This is a genomic window from Sphingobium tyrosinilyticum (assembly GCF_042654265.1).
Lineage (GTDB): Bacteria > Pseudomonadota > Alphaproteobacteria > Sphingomonadales > Sphingomonadaceae > Sphingobium > Sphingobium tyrosinilyticum.
Map to the genome: position 1 here is coordinate 129,338 of NZ_JBHSFZ010000005.1, position 16,744 is coordinate 146,081.

A 16,744-nucleotide genomic window follows, 5' to 3' on the forward strand; every position below is an offset into this window, starting at 1 on the left:
ATGAGCGGGCCGCAGATCATCACCCTGGGCTGCCGCCTCAACATCGCCGAGAGCGAGGCGATCCGCGAAATGGCGGGCGATGAGGACGACCTGGTGGTCATCAACAGCTGTGCCGTCACGGCGGAAGCAGTCCGGCAAACGCGCCAGGCGATAAGGCGGGCGCGGCGTGAACGGCCCCGTGCCCGCGTCATCGTGACAGGCTGCGCGGCGCAGACGGAACCCGAAACCTTCGCAAACATGGCCGAGGTGGATGCCGTCATCGGCAATCGGGAGAAGATGGCGGCCCATCACTATTCGTCATCCCAGCGAAAGCTGGGATGTCAGGCAGCAGTTCTTGACTCCCGACACGAGACCCCAGCTTTCACTGGGGTGACGAATGGGCTTGAGATGACGGACAAGGTCCAAGTCTCCGACATCATGGCCGTGCGCGAAACCGCCCCCCATATGGCGAGCGCCTTCGCCGAACATGCCCGCGCCTTTCTGGAGGTGCAGAATGGCTGCGACCACCGCTGCACCTTCTGCATCATCCCTTATGGGCGCGGGAACAGCCGCTCGGTCCCGGCAGGCGCAGTGATCGATAAAGCCCGCGAACTGGTGAACACGGGCTATAAGGAGATCGTGCTGACGGGCGTGGATGTCACCAGCTATGGGCCCGATCTACCGGGATCGCCCTCTCTCGGCCTCCTGATAGAACGCATCCTCAACGCCGTGCCGGACCTGCCGCGCCTGCGCCTTTCCTCACTCGACAGCGTCGAAATCGATGATCGGCTCTTCGACCTGCTTGCGCGCGAGCCTCGCATGATGCCGCACCTGCACCTGTCGCTGCAGGCAGGCGACGACATGATCCTCAAACGCATGAAGCGCCGCCACAGCCGGGCCGACGCGATCCACATCGTAGAACGGCTGAAGGCGGTCCGGCCGGACATCAGCATCGGCGCTGACATCATCGCAGGCTTCCCGACAGAAGATGACGCAATGTTCGAAAACAGCCTCAGACTGGTCGAACAGTGCTCCATCGTGCACGGCCATATCTTCCCCTATTCGCCGCGAGAAGGTACGCCAGCAGCGCGCATGCCGCAGGTCGATCGCGCCATCGTCAAGGCACGCGCCACCCGCCTGCGAACCGCTTGCGAGGTGCAGCGGCAAAGCTGGCTTGGCGACCTCGTCGGCTCGGTGCAATCCGTGCTGGTGGAGCGGAACGGCCTTTCAGGACATGCCGAAAATTTCGCCCCGGTACGCTTCGCCGAGCCGCAATCCCCTTCGTCCATCATATCCGCGCGCATCATAGCCCTTGAGAATGGCGTCCTGATCGCGCAAGAGGCCGCCAATGACTGATGAACCCGGCAGCAGCTGGCGCGACCGCCTGTTCGGCGGGCTGAAGCGCACATCCGACAAGCTCGGCGAGAATCTGACCGGCCTTTTCACCAAGGCGGCGCTCGATGAACAGACATTGGACGAGATTGAGGAAGCGCTCATCGTCAGCGACCTTGGCCCCGCCATGGCTGCACGCGTGCGGGACCGCCTTTCCGAAGGCCGCTACAACAGGGAACTGACCGAAGAATATCTGCGCGAGATCATCGCGGAGGAGATCGAGAAGGTTCTCGCTCCTGTTGCCCGCCCGCTGGAGATCGAGGCTTTTCCCCGCCCCCAGGTCATTCTCGTCATCGGTGTCAACGGCTCCGGCAAAACCACGACCATCGCCAAGCTCGCCAACCTGTTTCTTGAGCAGGATTATGGCGTGATGCTGGCGGCGGGCGACACCTTCCGCGCCGCGGCGATCGGTCAACTCAGGGTCTGGGCCGATCGGTTGGGCATCCCCATCGTCGCGGGCAAGGAAGGCGGAGACGCGGCCGGCATCGTCTTCGACGCGGTGAAGCAGGCTACGGCAACCGGCATCGACGTACTGATCGTCGATACGGCAGGCCGCCTGCAAAACAAGACCGAGCTGATGGACGAACTGTCGAAGATCAGGCGCGTCCTTGGCCGATTGAACCCGGCAGCGCCGCATGACGTTGTCCTGGTGCTGGATGCCACGACCGGACAGAACGCGTTGAGCCAGATCGAGGTGTTCAAAGAATTTGCGCAGGTGACCGGCCTGGTCATGACCAAGCTGGACGGCACTGCGCGCGGCGGCGTCCTAGTGGCGGCGGCCGAGAAATATCGCCTGCCCATCCACGCGATCGGCGTCGGCGAAAGGATCGAGGATTTGCGGCCGTTCGATCCCAGCGACATGGCGCGAGCTATCGCCGGGACGGCTTATGCACGTTAAACCCATGGTCGTGACGCTAGCGGAGGCCGTGACCTCGCGCCTCTTGGGCACAATCCAGCCTCACGAGATCCCAGATTCCGCTGGGCTGACGGAGTAAGCACATATGGCCGACACCAAGCCCACCCATGGCGGCAATCTCAGCCTCGCGCTGGACTTCGGGCCCCTTCTCGTCTTCTTCCTGACCTACAAGGGCGCAGGCTGGCTCTGGGGCGCCAACAATCCGATCACCGCCATGTCGATCGGCACCGCCGCCTTCATGGCCGCGATCGTCATCGCCGTCATCATCTCCAAGGTTAAGCTGGGCCGCGTATCGCCCATGCTGTGGCTTTCGGCGATGCTGATCCTCTTCTTCGGCGGGCTCACCATCTATTTCCACGATCAGCGCTTCATTCAGATCAAGCCCACGATCATCTACAGCTTCTTCGCACTGATGCTGTTCGGCGGGCTGCTGCGCGGCAAGGCGCTGCTCAAATATCTGCTTCAGGCGGCCTATGATGGTCTGACCGATGAAGGCTGGCGCAAGCTGTCGCGCAACTGGGCATTCTTCTTCGTCGCCATGGCGATCGTCAATGAAGCCATGCGCCGGTCGATGAGCTTCGATGCCTGGCTGGCGATCAAGGTGTGGGGCGTCACGATCGTATCGATCCTCTTCGCCGCTGCTAACATTCCCATGCTGATGCGGCACGGCCTCGCGCTCGGCAAGACACTCGACAGCGAAGAAATCGGCGAAACCACTCCTCCGCAGGGTTGAGAAACGCTCCAATCATTCAAATCGGGCGAGGTCAGACATATTGCCGACCTCGCCCGCAGTGAACAGACGCGTATCCCGTCAACCGCCGTTGAAGTTGACCATGCAATAGAGCATCGGCAGCGACAGCAGCGTGTTGGTGCGTGAGAAGATCATCGCGGTAGTCGCGGCCTTCGCCTTCACCGCATCTTCAGCGGGAACGATGCCCAACGCCTTCTTCTGGTTCGGCCAGATGATGAACCAGACGTTGAAGGCCATGATCAGCGCCAGCCACATGCCGATGCCGATGAGCACGAAGCCGGTGGTAAGCGTCAGCGCTTCCACCAGATAGGCGCTGCGCCACGCAATGATGGCCCCTGTCAGCACCGTGAACGCCGCGCCCCAACGGAAGAAGAACAGAGCTGAGGGCGCGATGAATTTGGATACGCCAGGCTTCAGTTCCGCCGGGACTTTCGGCATCGTCGGGATCTGAACGAAGTTGAAATAATAAAGCAGCCCGATCCACGTAATGCCGAAGAACAGGTGGAGCCAGCGCAGGATCGCCTGTTCCGGAATGGTGTTCGCGGGCACCGCGAAAATCACCGCCAGCGCGAGCACGAGCCCGACGACAAGCACGAGATGCAAATTGCCGAAGAATTTTGCCATTTATCCTACCCCCATTTCGGGCGGCCGTTTGCAGGCTGCCTGACCGGCGATGCTAAGTCATCATTACGCCCCTGTCACATGGATAATTCCGTCCATTTAAAAGAAAATATGCTGTTTTCTGCAGCGCGATAAGGCTGCTAGGGGCGAGGAGCTTTCCGGCCGCCCTATCGTTGAGCGGCCATCCATCCAAGAACCCGAGGAGTTCCGACATGGCCTTTGTTCTGCCCGACCTTCCCTATACCAAGGACGCCTTTGGCGACATTCTTTCCGCAGAAACCTTCGACTATCACCATGGCAAACACCATAATGCCTATGTGACCAAGGCCAATGAACTGGTCGCCGCCGACCCTGCACTTCAGGGCAAGTCGCTGGTCGAACTAATCCGCACCACTAAGGGCGCGCTGTTCAACCAGGTTGGCCAGATCTGGAATCACAGCTTCTACTGGCTGTCGCTCTCGCCCCAAAAGAAGCAGCCGACCGGCACGCTGCTCAACCTCATCAACGAAGGCTTCGGTTCGGTCGATGCCTTGATCGAGAAGCTTAAGGCGGAAGCCGTCGGCCATTTCGCCAGCGGTTGGGCTGCGCTGATCCTGAACGAAGGCAAGCTGGAAGTGACCAGCTATCATGACGCCGACACGCCCGTCGCACATGGCCATACGCCGCTGCTGATCCTCGATGTGTGGGAACATGCCTATTATATCGACTATCGCAACCTGCGCCCCAACTATGCCGATCGGGTGCTGAAGGAAGCGATCGATTGGGACTTCGTCGCGCAGAACCTTGATGGCGAAGGCGTGAGCCGCGCCGATCAGCCCGGCTGATCCCTGCTGCCGCCCTCCGCTTATGACGAGCGGTGGGCGGCCTTGCTCGCTAAATCGGCCTTTTCCAACCTTTTCTTAACGCGCTTGGCCGACAAGCTTCTTGACGAAGCATGGAAGCGGCAAATGGACCTTGAGCTATTACAGAGTCAGCATGACGCAGTCGATGTACTGGCTGAACGGCTCCTCCTGGCGGTTACGGACGAAAGCAATCCGCAACCTCTAGGCACTTTGCGCTGGCAATTCGCTCGCCAGCTTATGGCGCATCTCGCGCTTGAAGATAAGATCTTCTATCCGTCGATGCAGCGGCAGGCCCACGGTTCACTGCGTGATACTGCAGCAAGATTGCAGGTCGAAATGGAGCCTTTGGCGCTATCATTCTCGCATTATATGGCGCGATGGAGCGACGACCGGATTGCCCGCGAATGGCGCGACTTTTGCCGTGAAACCCGCCACATGATCGAGGCGATAACCCATCGCATGCGGAAAGAAGAGCGGCTGCTGATGCCTCTCATCGTTGAAGCTGGACTAGAGCCGCCCCAAGCTAGACGCGTGGGCTGATCTCGCCCGGCTTCGGAGTGAGCCCCAACGCCTCCGCCAGTTCATCCAGATCAGCGCCGCGCCGCACCAGCAGCCAGTCACGCGCCTGCGCCCCATTCACCACTGTCACAGCGCCCTTCGGGCAAGCACCCAGGCAGTTCACCTCGATTATGCCCGCCGCAGCCTTACGCCCCTTTTTAAGCGAAAGCTGCCTACGCAGCGCCTTGGCCAAGCGTTCGCCACCATCAGGACCGAAGCCGCCATCCAGCTTTTTGGAGCATTTGCGGCAGATCAGGACCGTATTTTGCCAATTCGACCTGACATGATCCTTCAATCCGCCGGCTCCCGGGGCTTCCAGCTGCGCCGCTCCTCAGCCGAGCGCAACACCTCATAAGCGGCCTGGATAGTGTGAAAGCGGATCGCAGCCTCCGCATCGCCGGGTTTCACATCCGGATGATTTTCCTTCGCCAGCCGTCGCCAGCTTTTCTTCACCGCTTCGAAATCGGCGTCATCCTCAAGTTCCAGCGCTTTTAGCGCATGCAACTCGTCCCGCGACCGGCTGCCGTCGCCCGGTCCTCCCCAGCCATGATAGGCGCTGCTCTGAAATCCGCTGGAGTCGCGGCGCTCCGCCCTCTCTCGTTGCTCTCGTTCTTCCTGATCCAGGCCCTGAAAATAGTCCCAGTTCCGGTTATATTCGGCCGCATGGTCGGTGCAGAAATACCAGCGCTCGCGGCTGTTGGGGGACTTGGGGGCGGGGCAATCGCCGGGCCTGTCGCAACCATGCCGATCGCAGAGGCGCACCTGCTGCGCCTCACGCGATGAGCCGTAGCTGCGCCAGCGGGGAAAGCCCCAGTCATTTGATCGGCTGCTTCTTGCCATCGTTCCAAATTAGGCAGGCCGCAGGCGGAACGCCACCCCGGCAGTTGATTTTTCGGCCGCATGGGCCCGCTTCAATCCTCCCTGAGCGAAGCATCGGGCAGATTGAAATGCCAGAGGGCCTGTAAGCCGGGTTCTGTTCTCTCCTTGCGGGGAGTGGCGACCATTCCTCTAGGGGACGGATTGCTCCGTCCCTCAAGCAACCAACCCGGGCGGTCTCAGCCGAAATCAGCCTAGCAGTCAAGCTGCGCGCCGCCCCTATTCGGTCTTGCTCCCGGTGGGGTTTACCGTGCCGCCTTCCGTTGCCGGAGACGCGGTGCGCTCTTACCGCACCCTTTCAATTTCGCTGGACCGAAGTCTTAGCGACCTGCTTTCTGTTGCACTGTCCCTTGGATCACTCCAGCCGGCCGTTAGCCGGCACCGTTATTTCGTGGAGCCCGGACTTTCCTCGCCGTGGAAGTTACCCGCCACGCCGCGGCCGCCCGGCCCTCTGGCATCACCCTCTATACAGACAGCTAGGGCGTCAGTCATCCCCCCTCGGCTTGGGTAGCAGCAGGGCCAGCAGGATGGCTCGGCACTCCCCGTCGATGACTCCATCGATCAGTTCGGGGCGGAAGCGTCGCTGGAAGGCCACGACAGCCGCTTCGGGCTCCGCAATGTCATAGCCGAAGCGTTCGAGCGCCAGCATGAAGGCGCTGTCGCTCCAAAGCGGATCCATGAGATTCTTGGTCGGACGAGGCAGCGCCAACCGCAGCCGGGAAAGCTGTCCCCACGGGAAAAGCTCGCCCGGGTCTTGCTTGCGGGCAGGAGCGACATCGCTGTGGCCCACGATATTGCCGCGCGTGATGCCATGGCGCTGCACAATCTCATGCATCAGCGGGATCAGCGATCCGATCTGCGCGTCGGGGAATCCCCGATATCCCCATTCATGGCCGGGATTGACGATCTCGATCCCGATGCTCGCCGAATTTACGTCATCGATACCGCGCCAGTGCGACCGGCCCGCATGCCAGGCGCGCTTGGTTTCATCGACCATTCGGACGATCTCGCCCTCCTCGGTAACGACATAATGAGCCGACACCTTCGATTCAGGACTCACCAGCCAGTTGATTGCGCTCTGCGCGTCCGGCATGCCGGTATAGTGCAGCACCAGCATCGATATGGGCAGCTTGCGATCGTCGAAATTAGGCGACGGCGTGTCGATCATCGGAATGTCGCTCATCGGAAAGCCAGTCACCACCATCTGTCTTCGTTGCAGCGCGTCGGTCCGCAACAGCTGACAGACAATGGCCGAGAGCGCTCGGCCGATCAAGCGCGAGCGGATCTGTCCTGTGTCGATGGCGGCCAGTGCGCCGAGTGCAGTTGGTCAGATTGCGCGGCGGAGGGCCTCGCTACAGCTCCGCTCCTGACGGCGGGCATATGCGCCGCGGAAGTCGGGATGGGGTATGAAATCGTCGCTGTGGCCGATTACCGTCTCCCCTGCTCCCAGCAGAAGCACAGATTGTTCATGGCTGTGACGAGTCAGCAGCCGGAACACATGCTGCCGACGCTCCTGCGTGAAATAAAGGAGCACGTTGCGGCAAAGCAGTAGATCATATTCGCCTGACGGAGCCTTGGCATCGAACAGATTGTCGGTCCGAAAATCGATCATCCGGCGCAACTCCGGACTGGCGCGCCAATTGTCGCCGACCGGCTCGAACCATTTGATGAGGTCGCCCACCGCCAGCCCACGCTGCACGTCCATTTGGGAAAAGATGCCGTTACGGGCCTGCTCTATGGCTGCGGTCGAAATGTCGGTCGCCAGAATTTCGATACGCCAGCCGCGCCACCGCGCCATGTCGTTGCGCAGCTGGATCGCCAGAGAATAGACTTCCTGACCGGTGGAACAGCCGGCACTCCAAACCCGCAATACCCTGTCGCGCCGATCCGCATGAATCGCAGGCAAAACTTGGCGATGGATCATGTCGAAGATCTGGAGATCGCGGAAAAAGCTGCTTTCATTGTTGAGCAGCGCATTGACCACCTGGTCCTCCAAGGCGGAGTCGCGATTACTCAGCAGGCGCGCCGCCAGATCGTCCATATCGGCAAGGCCGTTGGCGCGTATCACGGGCTTCAGCGCAGTCTCCATGCGCCACGCCCGGCTTTCGGACAGGATTTGGCCGGTACGCGCCTCCAGCAACGCGGAAAAGATGCGAGCCGCGCCGCGAGAGGATGATTCAGTCGAAAGGGTCAATGTTTCAAACCTCTGCTCTTTCCGCGCCGCGCGACGAAATCCATGATGGCATAGGGGTCCAGCAACGCGCAGCTCAGGCCCGCTGCAGCTACCGACCCGGGCATGCCCCAGACGACGCTGCTCGTTTCATTCTGCGCCACGATCCAGCCGCCCGCGGCGACGATGTCATGCCCGCCGACTGTGCCGTCGCGGCCCATGCCGGTGAGCACGATTCCCGCGGCCCCCGGCCCGTAGGCTTCAGCCATGCTGGTGAACATCGGATCAACGCCCGGCAAATTGCCCGCGGCCGTCCGCTGAGGGTTCAGCGTCACCATCACTCGCCCGTAAAGACCCCGGCGCACCTGCAAATTGGCGTCGCCCGGCGCGACATAGACCGTGTTGGGCGCCAGCAACTCTCCCTGCTCGCCGACCTTCACCCGCAGGCTGGTCATCCGGGCAAGCTGTTGCACGAAATAGGATGTGAAGCTGGCCGGCAGATGCTGTGTTAGCAGAATCGGCACTCCTGGGGGCTCCGACATGCCCGCAAACAACTGTCCTAAAGCATGGATGCCCCCGGTCGACGCGCCGATGCCCAGGCAGGCCAGTGGAGCGCTTGCCTGTGTCGCCGCTCTCAGGACCGGCGGGCTGTTCTCAAGCGGAACGGAATTGGCGCTGAATAGGCGGGACAGCCGCTCGATCAGCGATCGGGGAAATGCCTCGCCGAAGCTGCCGCTGCCAGGCTTCGCGAATATATCGCTCGCGCCTAGCGCCAACGCCTCGATCGCCGCCCCGCTGCCTTCCTCGCAATTGCCCGACAGGATGACCACCTTCCCGTGCGGGTTGGCGCGCAGAAAGGCCGGCAGGGCCGATAGACCGCTTTGCCCCGGCAGTTCGATGTCCAGCAGGATCAGATCGACTTCGTGCCCGGCCAGATAGCACAGCGCATGTTCAGCGCTGTTGGTCTTGTGAACCACGGAAAAGGCGGGATCGCTGTTCAATATCCGCTCGATCACCGTTCGCACGACGACCGAATCATCGACAACCATCGCGCGGACCTGCGGTCTGCTGTGGCTTGCCATGATCGGCGTAACGGCGGCCATTGGGGAACTTTCGAACGGAATGAACAGGAGAAGCGGAGCGGTACCGAAGCTAGATGACGCCGACGATCGCCAGCTTGCTTTCCAGCGTCTCGCGATCAAATGGCTTCATCACATATTCGTCGGCCCCGGCTTCCACCGCCGCCTTGATGTGGCTGATGCCATTCTCGGTGGTGCAGAAGATGATCTTCGGCCGCGCGGCGACCTTCGCTGTGGACAATGCCTGGAGAAATTCCATGCCGCTCATGACCGGCATGTTCCAGTCGAGCAGGACCACGTCCGGTGCCGCCGCTTCGCACTGGGTCAACGCATCTTGTCCATCGACGGCCTCGCTCACCGACAGATCGAGCGATTCCAATATATGCCGCGCAACTTTACGAATGACCTTGGAATCATCCACTACCAGGCAGTTTTTCATGAAGCGTCCCTTAGATTTTTCTTCCTGTGAAGAAGTGATTAGTCGCCAAAGCCGAGTAATTCGTAAACGGCTTGAAAATTATGCAGCCTGCGCCAGCAAACCCGTTTCGATAAAGCTGGCGAGTGAAACGAGCAGGTGCGGGTGCCCATATTGTTCGACGATCGCCAGCGCGTAAGGCGCCCAGGCGCGATCAAGCTGGCCACGGAGGGGCAGGTTGCCTTCGGGCACCTGGCAGATGTCGTGCACGGCATCGACCATCAGGCCATAGCTGTGCCCGCTAATGTCGGCGATGATCGCCAAGCCTCGCTGAAGCAACGGCGTGGGTGCGCCACAGATCAGGGCGGGAACGTCGATGATCGTGAGCACGCGGCTGCGCAGGGCCGAAAGTCCCGCCACATGCGCGGGCATGCCTGGTACGGGTGAGATGTCGGCAAGCTTCACTACCGCCTCCACCTCTTGAGCGGCGACGGCGACGCGTGTGCCCGCCAGGGTCGCCAGAAGATAAAGCTGGTCCATGGCCGTCTCCTTAACGCCGCGCGCCGCTGATGGCCGCCATCAACGCGTCCTGATCATAGCGGTAGATACTGCTGTCTTTCGGCCCAGCCGGTCTCGGCGAAGCGCGCAACTGCACGACGCGGCAGCCCAATGTCTCGGCCGCCTGCGACATCTCACCTTCCGAACACAGCACCACATCGGCCGGATCGACGGCAGCTTCCTCGGGCAGGCCAAGAACGACCTCATGCCCCGCCTGCCGCAACAGGGGCGCCAATATCTCACGCGTCCAGCCATCCTGGCTATCCACCAACACGCATCGGCCTCGCGCCCGCTCCACAATTGGGCCGTCAGGCAAGGCGGCGAACAAGGCGAAGGGATTGAGCACCTCCAGATGTTCTCTATCGATCACCGCGACACCGCTAAGCAGTCCATGCATAGCGACCATGTCGGGGACGACCGGCATTTCCACGATGTCGAGGACCGCCGCGACCGGATAACAGGCTTCCTGCCTGTCATCGCGAAGGCGCAGCGCAGATACATGATCGATCGCAAAGCTATGCGCTCCATTGACGACCGGCACCAGCCTGCCGTCGAGCCGTACGAAGGCATGACCGCCCGACCGCCCGAACAGCGCCGCATCGATATCCTCGACCCTTTCGACCAGTGACAGCTTGATGAGCCGCTTCTCACCCGACAATTCCTCGAAGCGGAGAGCCGGGACCATCTCGACCCTGGCAGCCCGATCGTCATCCTCCTCCACCTCACGGGCCGCCCGTTCATCGATAATGTTCGGCAAACAGGCGGCGTTGGCCAGGCCCGCCGCATCTAGCAGCAGCATCGGCTTTCCATTGTCCGGCAACGTCATGCCTGCATAGACGCCCGTCGCCATCACGAGCGGAGAGGCCGGACGTATAACCAATTCCTCATGATTATCGACAGCGGCGACGCCTAACGCAAAGGGAACGCCGGTGGCGGAACGCACGACCATGATCGCACGGGGTCCAGTCTGGACGGACTTTTGCATTCCCAGCACATCTTCCAGATCGATCATGGAGTGCCGCACTGATCGAATCGTCGCGATCTTGGCGCCGCCCACCTCCGCGACATGCAGCGTTTCATTATTATCGTGTAAAATCTCGACGACAGCTGCACGCGGGATGGCGAAATGCAGCCCGCCCGACCGTATGATGAGGCCCGGAATAATCGTCAGCGTCAACGGCACGCGCAGCACGATGCGCAGACCACGGCCGAGCTGATTGTAAAGTGCAATCACGCCGCCGATGCGCTCGACATTGGCGCGTACCACATCCATTCCGACGCCCCGGCCCGAAATGGCGGTGACGGCCTGCGCAGTCGATAAGCCCGGCTGGAAGATGAGGTCCAGCTTCTCCGCCTCGCTCATCTTGGCCGCCATGTCGCGTGACAGCTTGCCCGCGGCGACTGCCTTTTCCACCAGCCGCCCAGTATCGATGCCGCGGCCGTCATCGCTGATTTCGATCACGATCTGGTTGCCCGACTGCCGCGCCTGCAGCCTCAGATTGCCCGCTTCTGGCTTACCCAGCGCACGGCGCTGCTCTGGTGTCTCGATGCCATGATCTATGCTGTTGCGCACGATATGGGTGAGCGGATCGACGACCATCTCCACCATCTCGCGATCCATCTCGACATCACCACCCTCGAGAACGAGGTCGATCCTCTTGCCAAGCTCGCGACCAAGGTCGCGAACCATGCGGGGAATGGCGGTGAACAGACGATCAACGCGTTGCATGCGCGTTTTGGAGATAGCGTCCCGCATGTCGGCCACGCAGGTCGATAGCCGTTCGAATGCGCTTTCCAACTCCGGATCGCCCGACCGTTCGCGCAATTTACGGGACAGTTCGTTGCGCGCCAGCACCATGTCCGACACGCCGTTCATCAACTGGTCGATCAGCGACAGCGGCAGGCGAATGGTACGGGGGACGGCTTGCACTCCGCCCTGACGCATCGTCTCGATGGCAGGCGCCGCTTCCTCTGCCGCGGAAGTCTGGTCGCGCTCGGCAAGGGCGCCGATTAGATAGTCGTCATTTTCGTCCGGCAATGCCGCGCCGATCGCTACCGCTTCAGCCAGTTCGGCAATACGATCCATGATGCCCAGCACGGCGCTGACCGTCGCCGGATCGGCGGTGCGCTTTCCTGCCCTGATTTCGGACAGCACATCTTCCGCCGCATGACTCAGCCGCTCAAAGCGCGGCAGATTCAGGAAGCCGCAACTGCCCTTAACGGTGTGGAAGAAACGGAAGATCGCGTCCAACCGGTCGCGATCGCTAGGGTCCGCCTCCCAGGCGACGACTTCGCCTGCCAGCGCCTCCAGCGTTTCCTGCGTCTCGGCTATGAATTCCTGAAGTAATTCGTCCATTCCCTTGGCCTTCACGGATGCGCGCGACGGCACCATGGGGATGGCGTGGTTAAAGGCCCGTTAAAGACGTTGGAGGCCCAGCAAAAAGGGCGCCGCGACCCTCATCGCGACGCCCTTTCCGAATTGGAAAAGCGGAAGGCTTAGTGGTCCGCCTTCTTTTCAGCAGCATCAGCGGCCTTCTCGCCAGCTTCACGCGTCGCGTCAGCCTTGTTCTCCAGGGTGTCGGCGGCGTTTTCAGCAGCGGCTTCGGCATTGCCGGACAGGTTGTCGGCCATCGCTTCCATATTTTCGGCCTGGTTGTCGATGGCGTCCGCCTGATTCTCGTATGCGTTCTCGACCTTGTTTTCCTGCTTGGAATCGCACGCAGCGAGCGCGATCAAGCTGGCAAGGCCAAGGACTGAGACGATGGTTTTCACGGCGTTTTCTCCTGTTGCGCCCCCCAGGGGCTGACGTCATTCGGCAAGAGGCCCGGCCGCGCAATGCGCCCGGAACTCTGACCGCGATCAACTGGTCGCACGGCAGATGGTTCCCACCGCACAACTCCTTTCGTCGCAGAAACGACTTATTTTTTCAAACTGTCCCGGATTTCGCGCAGCAGCATGATGTCTTCGGGCGTGGCGACAGGCGCCTCCGCGGGCTTGGGCATCAACCTGTTCACCGCCTTCACAAGCAGGAAGATGATGAACGCCAGGATCAGAAAATTCACGAAAACGGTGAGAAACTCGCCCCATCCCAGCATCGCGACGCCCGCGCTCTTCAGGTCGGTATAGCTTTCGGGATTGCCCTTGAACCCCGCCGGAATATCGCCGAGCCGGATGAAGTAGCGGGAAAAGTCGGCGCCCCCGAACAAAAAGCCGATTACCGGCATGATGAGATCATCGGTCAGCGACTTGGTAATCGTAGCAAAAGCGCCGCCGATAATCACGCCGACAGCCAGATCGATCACGTTCCCGCGATTGATGAATGTCTTGAATTCGGAAATCAGCCCCATTTACGAACCCCTTGTCCTGATTATGTGTTTGACAGGATGAGACGTTGCGCCTGCATCCACAACCACCTATTTCCGTCTTCGTAACAAAGCCGAGGATGTTCCATGACGATCCTGCGCCGTTTTTCCCCTGCCTTTCTCCTTCCGCTGCTGTCGGCATTCGCGCTTTCAGCCTGCGGCATCAACAGCGTGCCAGCCGCCGAGGAAGTGGCAAAGGCCAAATGGGCCGATGTCCAGGCGCAATATCAGCGTCGCTCCAACTTGGTCGGCAATCTGGTCGCCACGGTCAAGGCCGCGGGCAAGCAGGAACAGGACACCTTGGTCAAAGTGACCGAGGCCCGCGCCAAAGCCACCTCGGTCCAGGTGAATGCCGAAGACCTGTCAGATCCCGCGAAAGTTCAGCAGTTCCAGCAGGCGCAGGCGCAACTCAGCCAGGGTCTGGGCCGGTTGCTGGCGTCGGTTGAAGCCTATCCCGACCTCAAGACCAATCAGAATTTCCTTGATCTGCAGTCGCAACTGGAAGGCACGGAAAATCGGATCGCCGTCGCCATCCGCGACTATAACGAAGCCGTCCGCGCTTATAATACGCGCATCCGCACTTTCCCCGACGCGATCGGCGCGAAGATCATCCATGGCGCCAAGCCGATGACGCCCTTCCAGGCGACAACGCCCGGCGCAGAGGAAGCGCCGAAGGTCGATTTCGGTAACTGACGCTCCGATGATCCGCCGCCTGCTCCTGATCCTTGCACTGCTGGTCTGGATACCCGCCGCGCAAGGACAGAGCTTCCCCGCTTTCGATGACAAGGGGGTGGTCGATGCGGCCAACCTCCTCGATCCCGCGCAGGAACAGGCGCTCAGTCAAAAGCTGATCGCGCAAAAGCGGGCGAGCGGACGGGCCTTGGTTGTGGCCACCATTCCCGACCTGCAGGGCTATGACATTTCCGACTTTGGCTACCGGCTGGGACGAGCTTGGGCGATCGGCGACAAAAACAGCCAAGGCGTCTTGCTGATCATTGCGCCCAACGAACGGAAGGTGAGGATTGAGGCCGGATATGGGGTCGAAGGCATACTGACCGATGCGCTCTCGTCCCAGATCATCCGCAACGCGATTACGCCCCGCTTCAAGGCGGGCGACATGGCGGGCGGTATCAATGCCGGCGTTGACCAGATCTCGGCGCTCCTCGCCCTTCCGCCCGATCAGGCAAGAGCGCGCGCCGCTCAAGCCGAGGCAGAAGCGCGGCAGCAGGATGATGGCAGCAGCGGCATCGCCGGCTTCTGGATCATCCTGTTTTTCATATTCTTCATCCTGTTACCGCTATTGTCGCGGGCGCGCGGCGGCAAACGCTATCGGCGCGGCGGCTTGAACGCTCCGGTCGTGATCTGGGGACCTGGCCTCGGTTCAGGCTGGGGCAGCGGCGGCGGTAGCTGGGGTGGGTCCAGCTGGGGGGGCGGCGACAGCGGCGGCGGCTTTTCAGGCGGCGGCAGCTTCGGCGGCGGCGGCGCATCGGGAAGCTGGTGATGCAACTTCTTTTCAGCCATGCCGACCATGACCTTGTGTCGGCCGCCGTTGCGGAAGCAGAGGCGGACAGCTCCGGTGAGATCGTCACCATCGTCGCCCGGCGTTCCGACAGTTATCATGATGTAGGGCTAAGTTGGGCTGCGGCCGCCATATTCCTTGCGCTGTCACTAATGGCCGCATTCCCCGCCCAGCTGCGCGCCTTTTTGTCGTCGCTGCTGCTCGACTGGGAACATGAGCTGACGGACTGGAAACTCCTGACCGGTATCACCGGCCTTCTTATCCTGAAGTTCCTGGCAGTGCGCTATCTGCTCGCCATCATGCCGCTCCGGATGCTGATGACGCCGCGCGCCACCAAGGCCAGGCGGGTCCGTCGCCGCGCAATCCTGCTTTTCCGAACCGCCGCCGAAGCGCGAACACGCGGCCGCACCGGCGTCCTGATATACCTCTCGCTTGACGAGCATCGCGCAGAAATCGTCGCTGATCGCGCCATCAACGATAAAGTGGCGCCAGAAGCTTGGGGTGACGCCATGGCAACGCTCATCGACTCGATCCGGTCCGGGCGCGCCGGAGAAGGAATGGCGCAGGCCGTGGGCAAGGTGGGAGCAATCCTGGCCACGCATTTTCCGCGCGAGCAGAACGACGTCAATGAATTGCCCGACAGGCTGATCGAATTGTGAGTGAACAGGATATGGCCGCCGCAGAGGAAATCATGTGGGCCGGCCGCTTCATCACCGCCAAGCGGCGGGGCAGATGGGAATATGTGGGGCGCGCGCGTGGTATCCATGCCGCCGTGATCCTAGCGATCGATGAAGATGCGGACGGCACGCGCCACGTGCTGTTGGTCGATCAATTCCGCGTCCCGCTCGGCCGTCGTTGCATCGAGCTGCCAGCCGGGCTGGTCGGCGACAATGAAGAAGGCGAGGAATCGGCCCTCGCCGCAACCCGCGAGCTGGAGGAGGAGACTGGCTATCGCGCGGGGCGGATGGAGGCTGCGGGCGACTTTTACAGTTCGCCCGGCATGGTGTCGGAAAGCTTCTGCCTCTTCCGCGCCCACGATCTTCAAAAAACCGGCGAAGGTGGAGGCGTCGATGGCGAGGATATTCGCGTCCACCGCGTCCCGATCGCTGATGTGCCCAACCAGATCGAAGCCTGGCGCGCTCAAGGCTTCGCGATCGACGTGAAGCTGCTGCTATTGCTGGGACCGGAGCTTAGCCGGTAAGCCGTCACGCTACCCTGTACCAGTCCGCCACCCGGTCCAACGCAAGCGTGAGCACCAGCTTGCCCGCCCGGCTGGGCCAGCCCAGCGCGCGCTCTGCCGCCGCAAGCCCCTCACCCGCACAGGCTACTCGCCATAATATATCGCTAAGCCCCGGCCCCGCGGCGGCGATGGCGGCATGGAAGCGTTCGCGTGCGGACAGCTGGGTCAGCGTCGGATCAGGAACGCAAGCCCCTGCCCTGTGCCCGCCTGTCCCCGGCGCCGCATCCCACCGCATAGTCACTCTGGGACCAAGGCCCGCCTTCTCCCAATCGGCGCGCAACAGGTCGCCCGCGCGATAATGGCGTTCGCTTAAATGCCCCCGCGCATGCAGCCAGGCGAGCGGCGATTCGCCCATATTCACCGCCACCGTCTGGACACAGCCAGCCGGGTCCTCGATCTTCTGCTTCACAAACTGGCTCCGCATCGCGCGCCTCCTGTTAGATGAACGATAGGAAGGGCCTTGCCA

Annotated in this window: 21 protein-coding genes and 1 other RNA gene; 9 read left to right on the forward strand and 13 right to left on the reverse strand. The window is 61.5% G+C overall.

Going from position 1 to position 16,744, the window contains the following annotated elements; genetic code table 11:
* The 3 genes from mtaB (at position 1) to ispZ (ending at position 3,020) form a co-directional block, all read left to right on the forward strand.
* Complete coding sequence (mtaB, locus tag ACFO3E_RS04025) at positions 1-1,335, forward strand: tRNA (N(6)-L-threonylcarbamoyladenosine(37)-C(2))-methylthiotransferase MtaB (RefSeq protein ID WP_380802660.1); 1,335 nt, start codon at positions 1-3, stop codon at positions 1,333-1,335.
* Positions 1,328-2,269, forward strand: a complete 942-nt coding sequence (ftsY, locus tag ACFO3E_RS04030) for a signal recognition particle-docking protein FtsY (protein ID WP_066524727.1) — start codon at positions 1,328-1,330, stop codon at positions 2,267-2,269. The genes mtaB and ftsY overlap by 8 nt, the downstream gene beginning before the upstream one ends.
* A 103-nt stretch (positions 2,270-2,372) precedes the next feature.
* The gene (gene ispZ / locus ACFO3E_RS04035) at positions 2,373-3,020 is read left to right on the forward strand and encodes a septation protein IspZ (protein WP_066524730.1); all 648 of its coding nucleotides are present in this window, start codon (positions 2,373-2,375) and stop codon (positions 3,018-3,020) included.
* 78 nt (positions 3,021-3,098) lie between these two features.
* Here the strand turns inward: ispZ and ACFO3E_RS04040 are convergent, their stop codons facing one another.
* The gene (locus tag ACFO3E_RS04040; RefSeq protein ID WP_066524734.1) at positions 3,099-3,662 is read right to left on the reverse strand and encodes a urate hydroxylase PuuD; all 564 of its coding nucleotides are present in this window, start codon (positions 3,660-3,662) and stop codon (positions 3,099-3,101) included.
* A gap of 209 nt (positions 3,663-3,871) precedes the next feature.
* Between ACFO3E_RS04040 and ACFO3E_RS04045 the strand changes: the two genes are divergently transcribed.
* Together ACFO3E_RS04045 and ACFO3E_RS04050 are read left to right on the forward strand one after the other, a co-directional pair.
* Positions 3,872-4,483 carry a superoxide dismutase gene (locus tag ACFO3E_RS04045; protein ID WP_380802663.1) on the forward strand — a complete coding sequence of 204 codons (612 nt, stop codon included), beginning with the start codon at positions 3,872-3,874 and terminating at the stop codon, positions 4,481-4,483.
* A gap of 84 nt (positions 4,484-4,567) precedes the next feature.
* The gene (locus tag ACFO3E_RS04050) at positions 4,568-5,041 is read left to right on the forward strand and encodes a hemerythrin domain-containing protein (protein WP_380802665.1); all 474 of its coding nucleotides are present in this window, start codon (positions 4,568-4,570) and stop codon (positions 5,039-5,041) included.
* On the opposite strand, the gene ACFO3E_RS04055 is transcribed toward ACFO3E_RS04050, so the two are convergent.
* From ACFO3E_RS04055 to mscL, 11 genes are all read right to left on the reverse strand, one after another.
* Positions 5,025-5,378 (reverse strand): (2Fe-2S) ferredoxin domain-containing protein, encoded by a 354-nt coding sequence (locus ACFO3E_RS04055; protein ID WP_380802743.1) that lies wholly within the window; start codon positions 5,376-5,378, stop codon positions 5,025-5,027. The two genes, ACFO3E_RS04050 and ACFO3E_RS04055, sit on opposite strands and share 17 nt — an antisense overlap.
* On the reverse strand, positions 5,351-5,899 hold the full coding sequence (locus ACFO3E_RS04060; protein WP_066524747.1) for a J domain-containing protein: 549 nt from the start codon (positions 5,897-5,899) through the stop codon (positions 5,351-5,353). The genes ACFO3E_RS04055 and ACFO3E_RS04060 overlap by 28 nt, the downstream gene beginning before the upstream one ends.
* A 106-nt stretch (positions 5,900-6,005) precedes the next feature.
* Positions 6,006-6,390: RNase P RNA component class A (gene rnpB / locus ACFO3E_RS04065), an RNA gene on the reverse strand.
* A 29-nt stretch (positions 6,391-6,419) separates the two neighbouring features.
* Entirely contained in the window at positions 6,420-7,118 is a 699-nt protein-coding gene (locus ACFO3E_RS04070; protein WP_380802667.1) for an N-acetylmuramoyl-L-alanine amidase, read from the reverse strand.
* Between the two features lie 144 nt (positions 7,119-7,262).
* Positions 7,263-8,129, reverse strand: coding sequence for a CheR family methyltransferase (locus ACFO3E_RS04075; RefSeq protein WP_380802669.1), 867 nt, complete (start codon positions 8,127-8,129; stop codon positions 7,263-7,265).
* Positions 8,126-9,208, reverse strand: coding sequence for a chemotaxis protein CheB (locus ACFO3E_RS04080; RefSeq protein WP_380802671.1), 1,083 nt, complete (start codon positions 9,206-9,208; stop codon positions 8,126-8,128). Before ACFO3E_RS04080 ends, ACFO3E_RS04075 begins: the two co-directional genes overlap by 4 nt.
* Before the next feature lie 49 nt (positions 9,209-9,257).
* Positions 9,258-9,623 (reverse strand): response regulator, encoded by a 366-nt coding sequence (locus ACFO3E_RS04085; protein ID WP_066524752.1) that lies wholly within the window; start codon positions 9,621-9,623, stop codon positions 9,258-9,260.
* Between the two features lie 78 nt (positions 9,624-9,701).
* Complete coding sequence (locus ACFO3E_RS04090) at positions 9,702-10,139, reverse strand: chemotaxis protein CheW (protein ID WP_066524753.1); 438 nt, start codon at positions 10,137-10,139, stop codon at positions 9,702-9,704.
* 10 nt (positions 10,140-10,149) lie between these two features.
* Positions 10,150-12,513 (reverse strand): chemotaxis protein CheA, encoded by a 2,364-nt coding sequence (locus ACFO3E_RS04095; RefSeq protein WP_380802674.1) that lies wholly within the window; start codon positions 12,511-12,513, stop codon positions 10,150-10,152.
* 140 nt (positions 12,514-12,653) lie between these two features.
* Entirely contained in the window at positions 12,654-12,929 is a 276-nt protein-coding gene (locus tag ACFO3E_RS04100; protein ID WP_066524755.1) for a hypothetical protein, read from the reverse strand.
* A 146-nt stretch (positions 12,930-13,075) separates the two neighbouring features.
* Positions 13,076-13,504, reverse strand: a complete 429-nt coding sequence (mscL, locus tag ACFO3E_RS04105; protein WP_066524758.1) for a large conductance mechanosensitive channel protein MscL — start codon at positions 13,502-13,504, stop codon at positions 13,076-13,078.
* A 102-nt stretch (positions 13,505-13,606) separates the two neighbouring features.
* Between mscL and ACFO3E_RS04110 the strand changes: the two genes are divergently transcribed.
* The 4 genes from ACFO3E_RS04110 to ACFO3E_RS04125 are packed head-to-tail and all read left to right on the forward strand — an operon-like array spanning position 13,607 to position 16,239.
* Positions 13,607-14,212: a LemA family protein gene (locus tag ACFO3E_RS04110; RefSeq protein WP_380802677.1), complete on the forward strand. Its 606-nt coding sequence runs from the start codon at positions 13,607-13,609 to the stop codon at positions 14,210-14,212.
* A 7-nt stretch (positions 14,213-14,219) separates the two neighbouring features.
* Entirely contained in the window at positions 14,220-15,020 is an 801-nt protein-coding gene (locus ACFO3E_RS04115) for a TPM domain-containing protein (protein WP_066524760.1), read from the forward strand.
* The gene (locus tag ACFO3E_RS04120; RefSeq protein WP_066524761.1) at positions 15,020-15,697 is read left to right on the forward strand and encodes a TPM domain-containing protein; all 678 of its coding nucleotides are present in this window, start codon (positions 15,020-15,022) and stop codon (positions 15,695-15,697) included. Before ACFO3E_RS04115 ends, ACFO3E_RS04120 begins: the two co-directional genes overlap by 1 nt.
* Positions 15,694-16,239: an NUDIX hydrolase gene (locus ACFO3E_RS04125; protein ID WP_380802681.1), complete on the forward strand. Its 546-nt coding sequence runs from the start codon at positions 15,694-15,696 to the stop codon at positions 16,237-16,239. The genes ACFO3E_RS04120 and ACFO3E_RS04125 overlap by 4 nt, the downstream gene beginning before the upstream one ends.
* 4 nt (positions 16,240-16,243) lie before the next feature.
* Here ACFO3E_RS04125 and ACFO3E_RS04130 read toward each other — a convergent pair whose 3' ends face one another.
* Positions 16,244-16,702 carry a DUF6456 domain-containing protein gene (locus ACFO3E_RS04130; protein WP_066524767.1) on the reverse strand — a complete coding sequence of 153 codons (459 nt, stop codon included), beginning with the start codon at positions 16,700-16,702 and terminating at the stop codon, positions 16,244-16,246.
* Positions 16,703-16,744 lie beyond the last annotated feature (42 nt).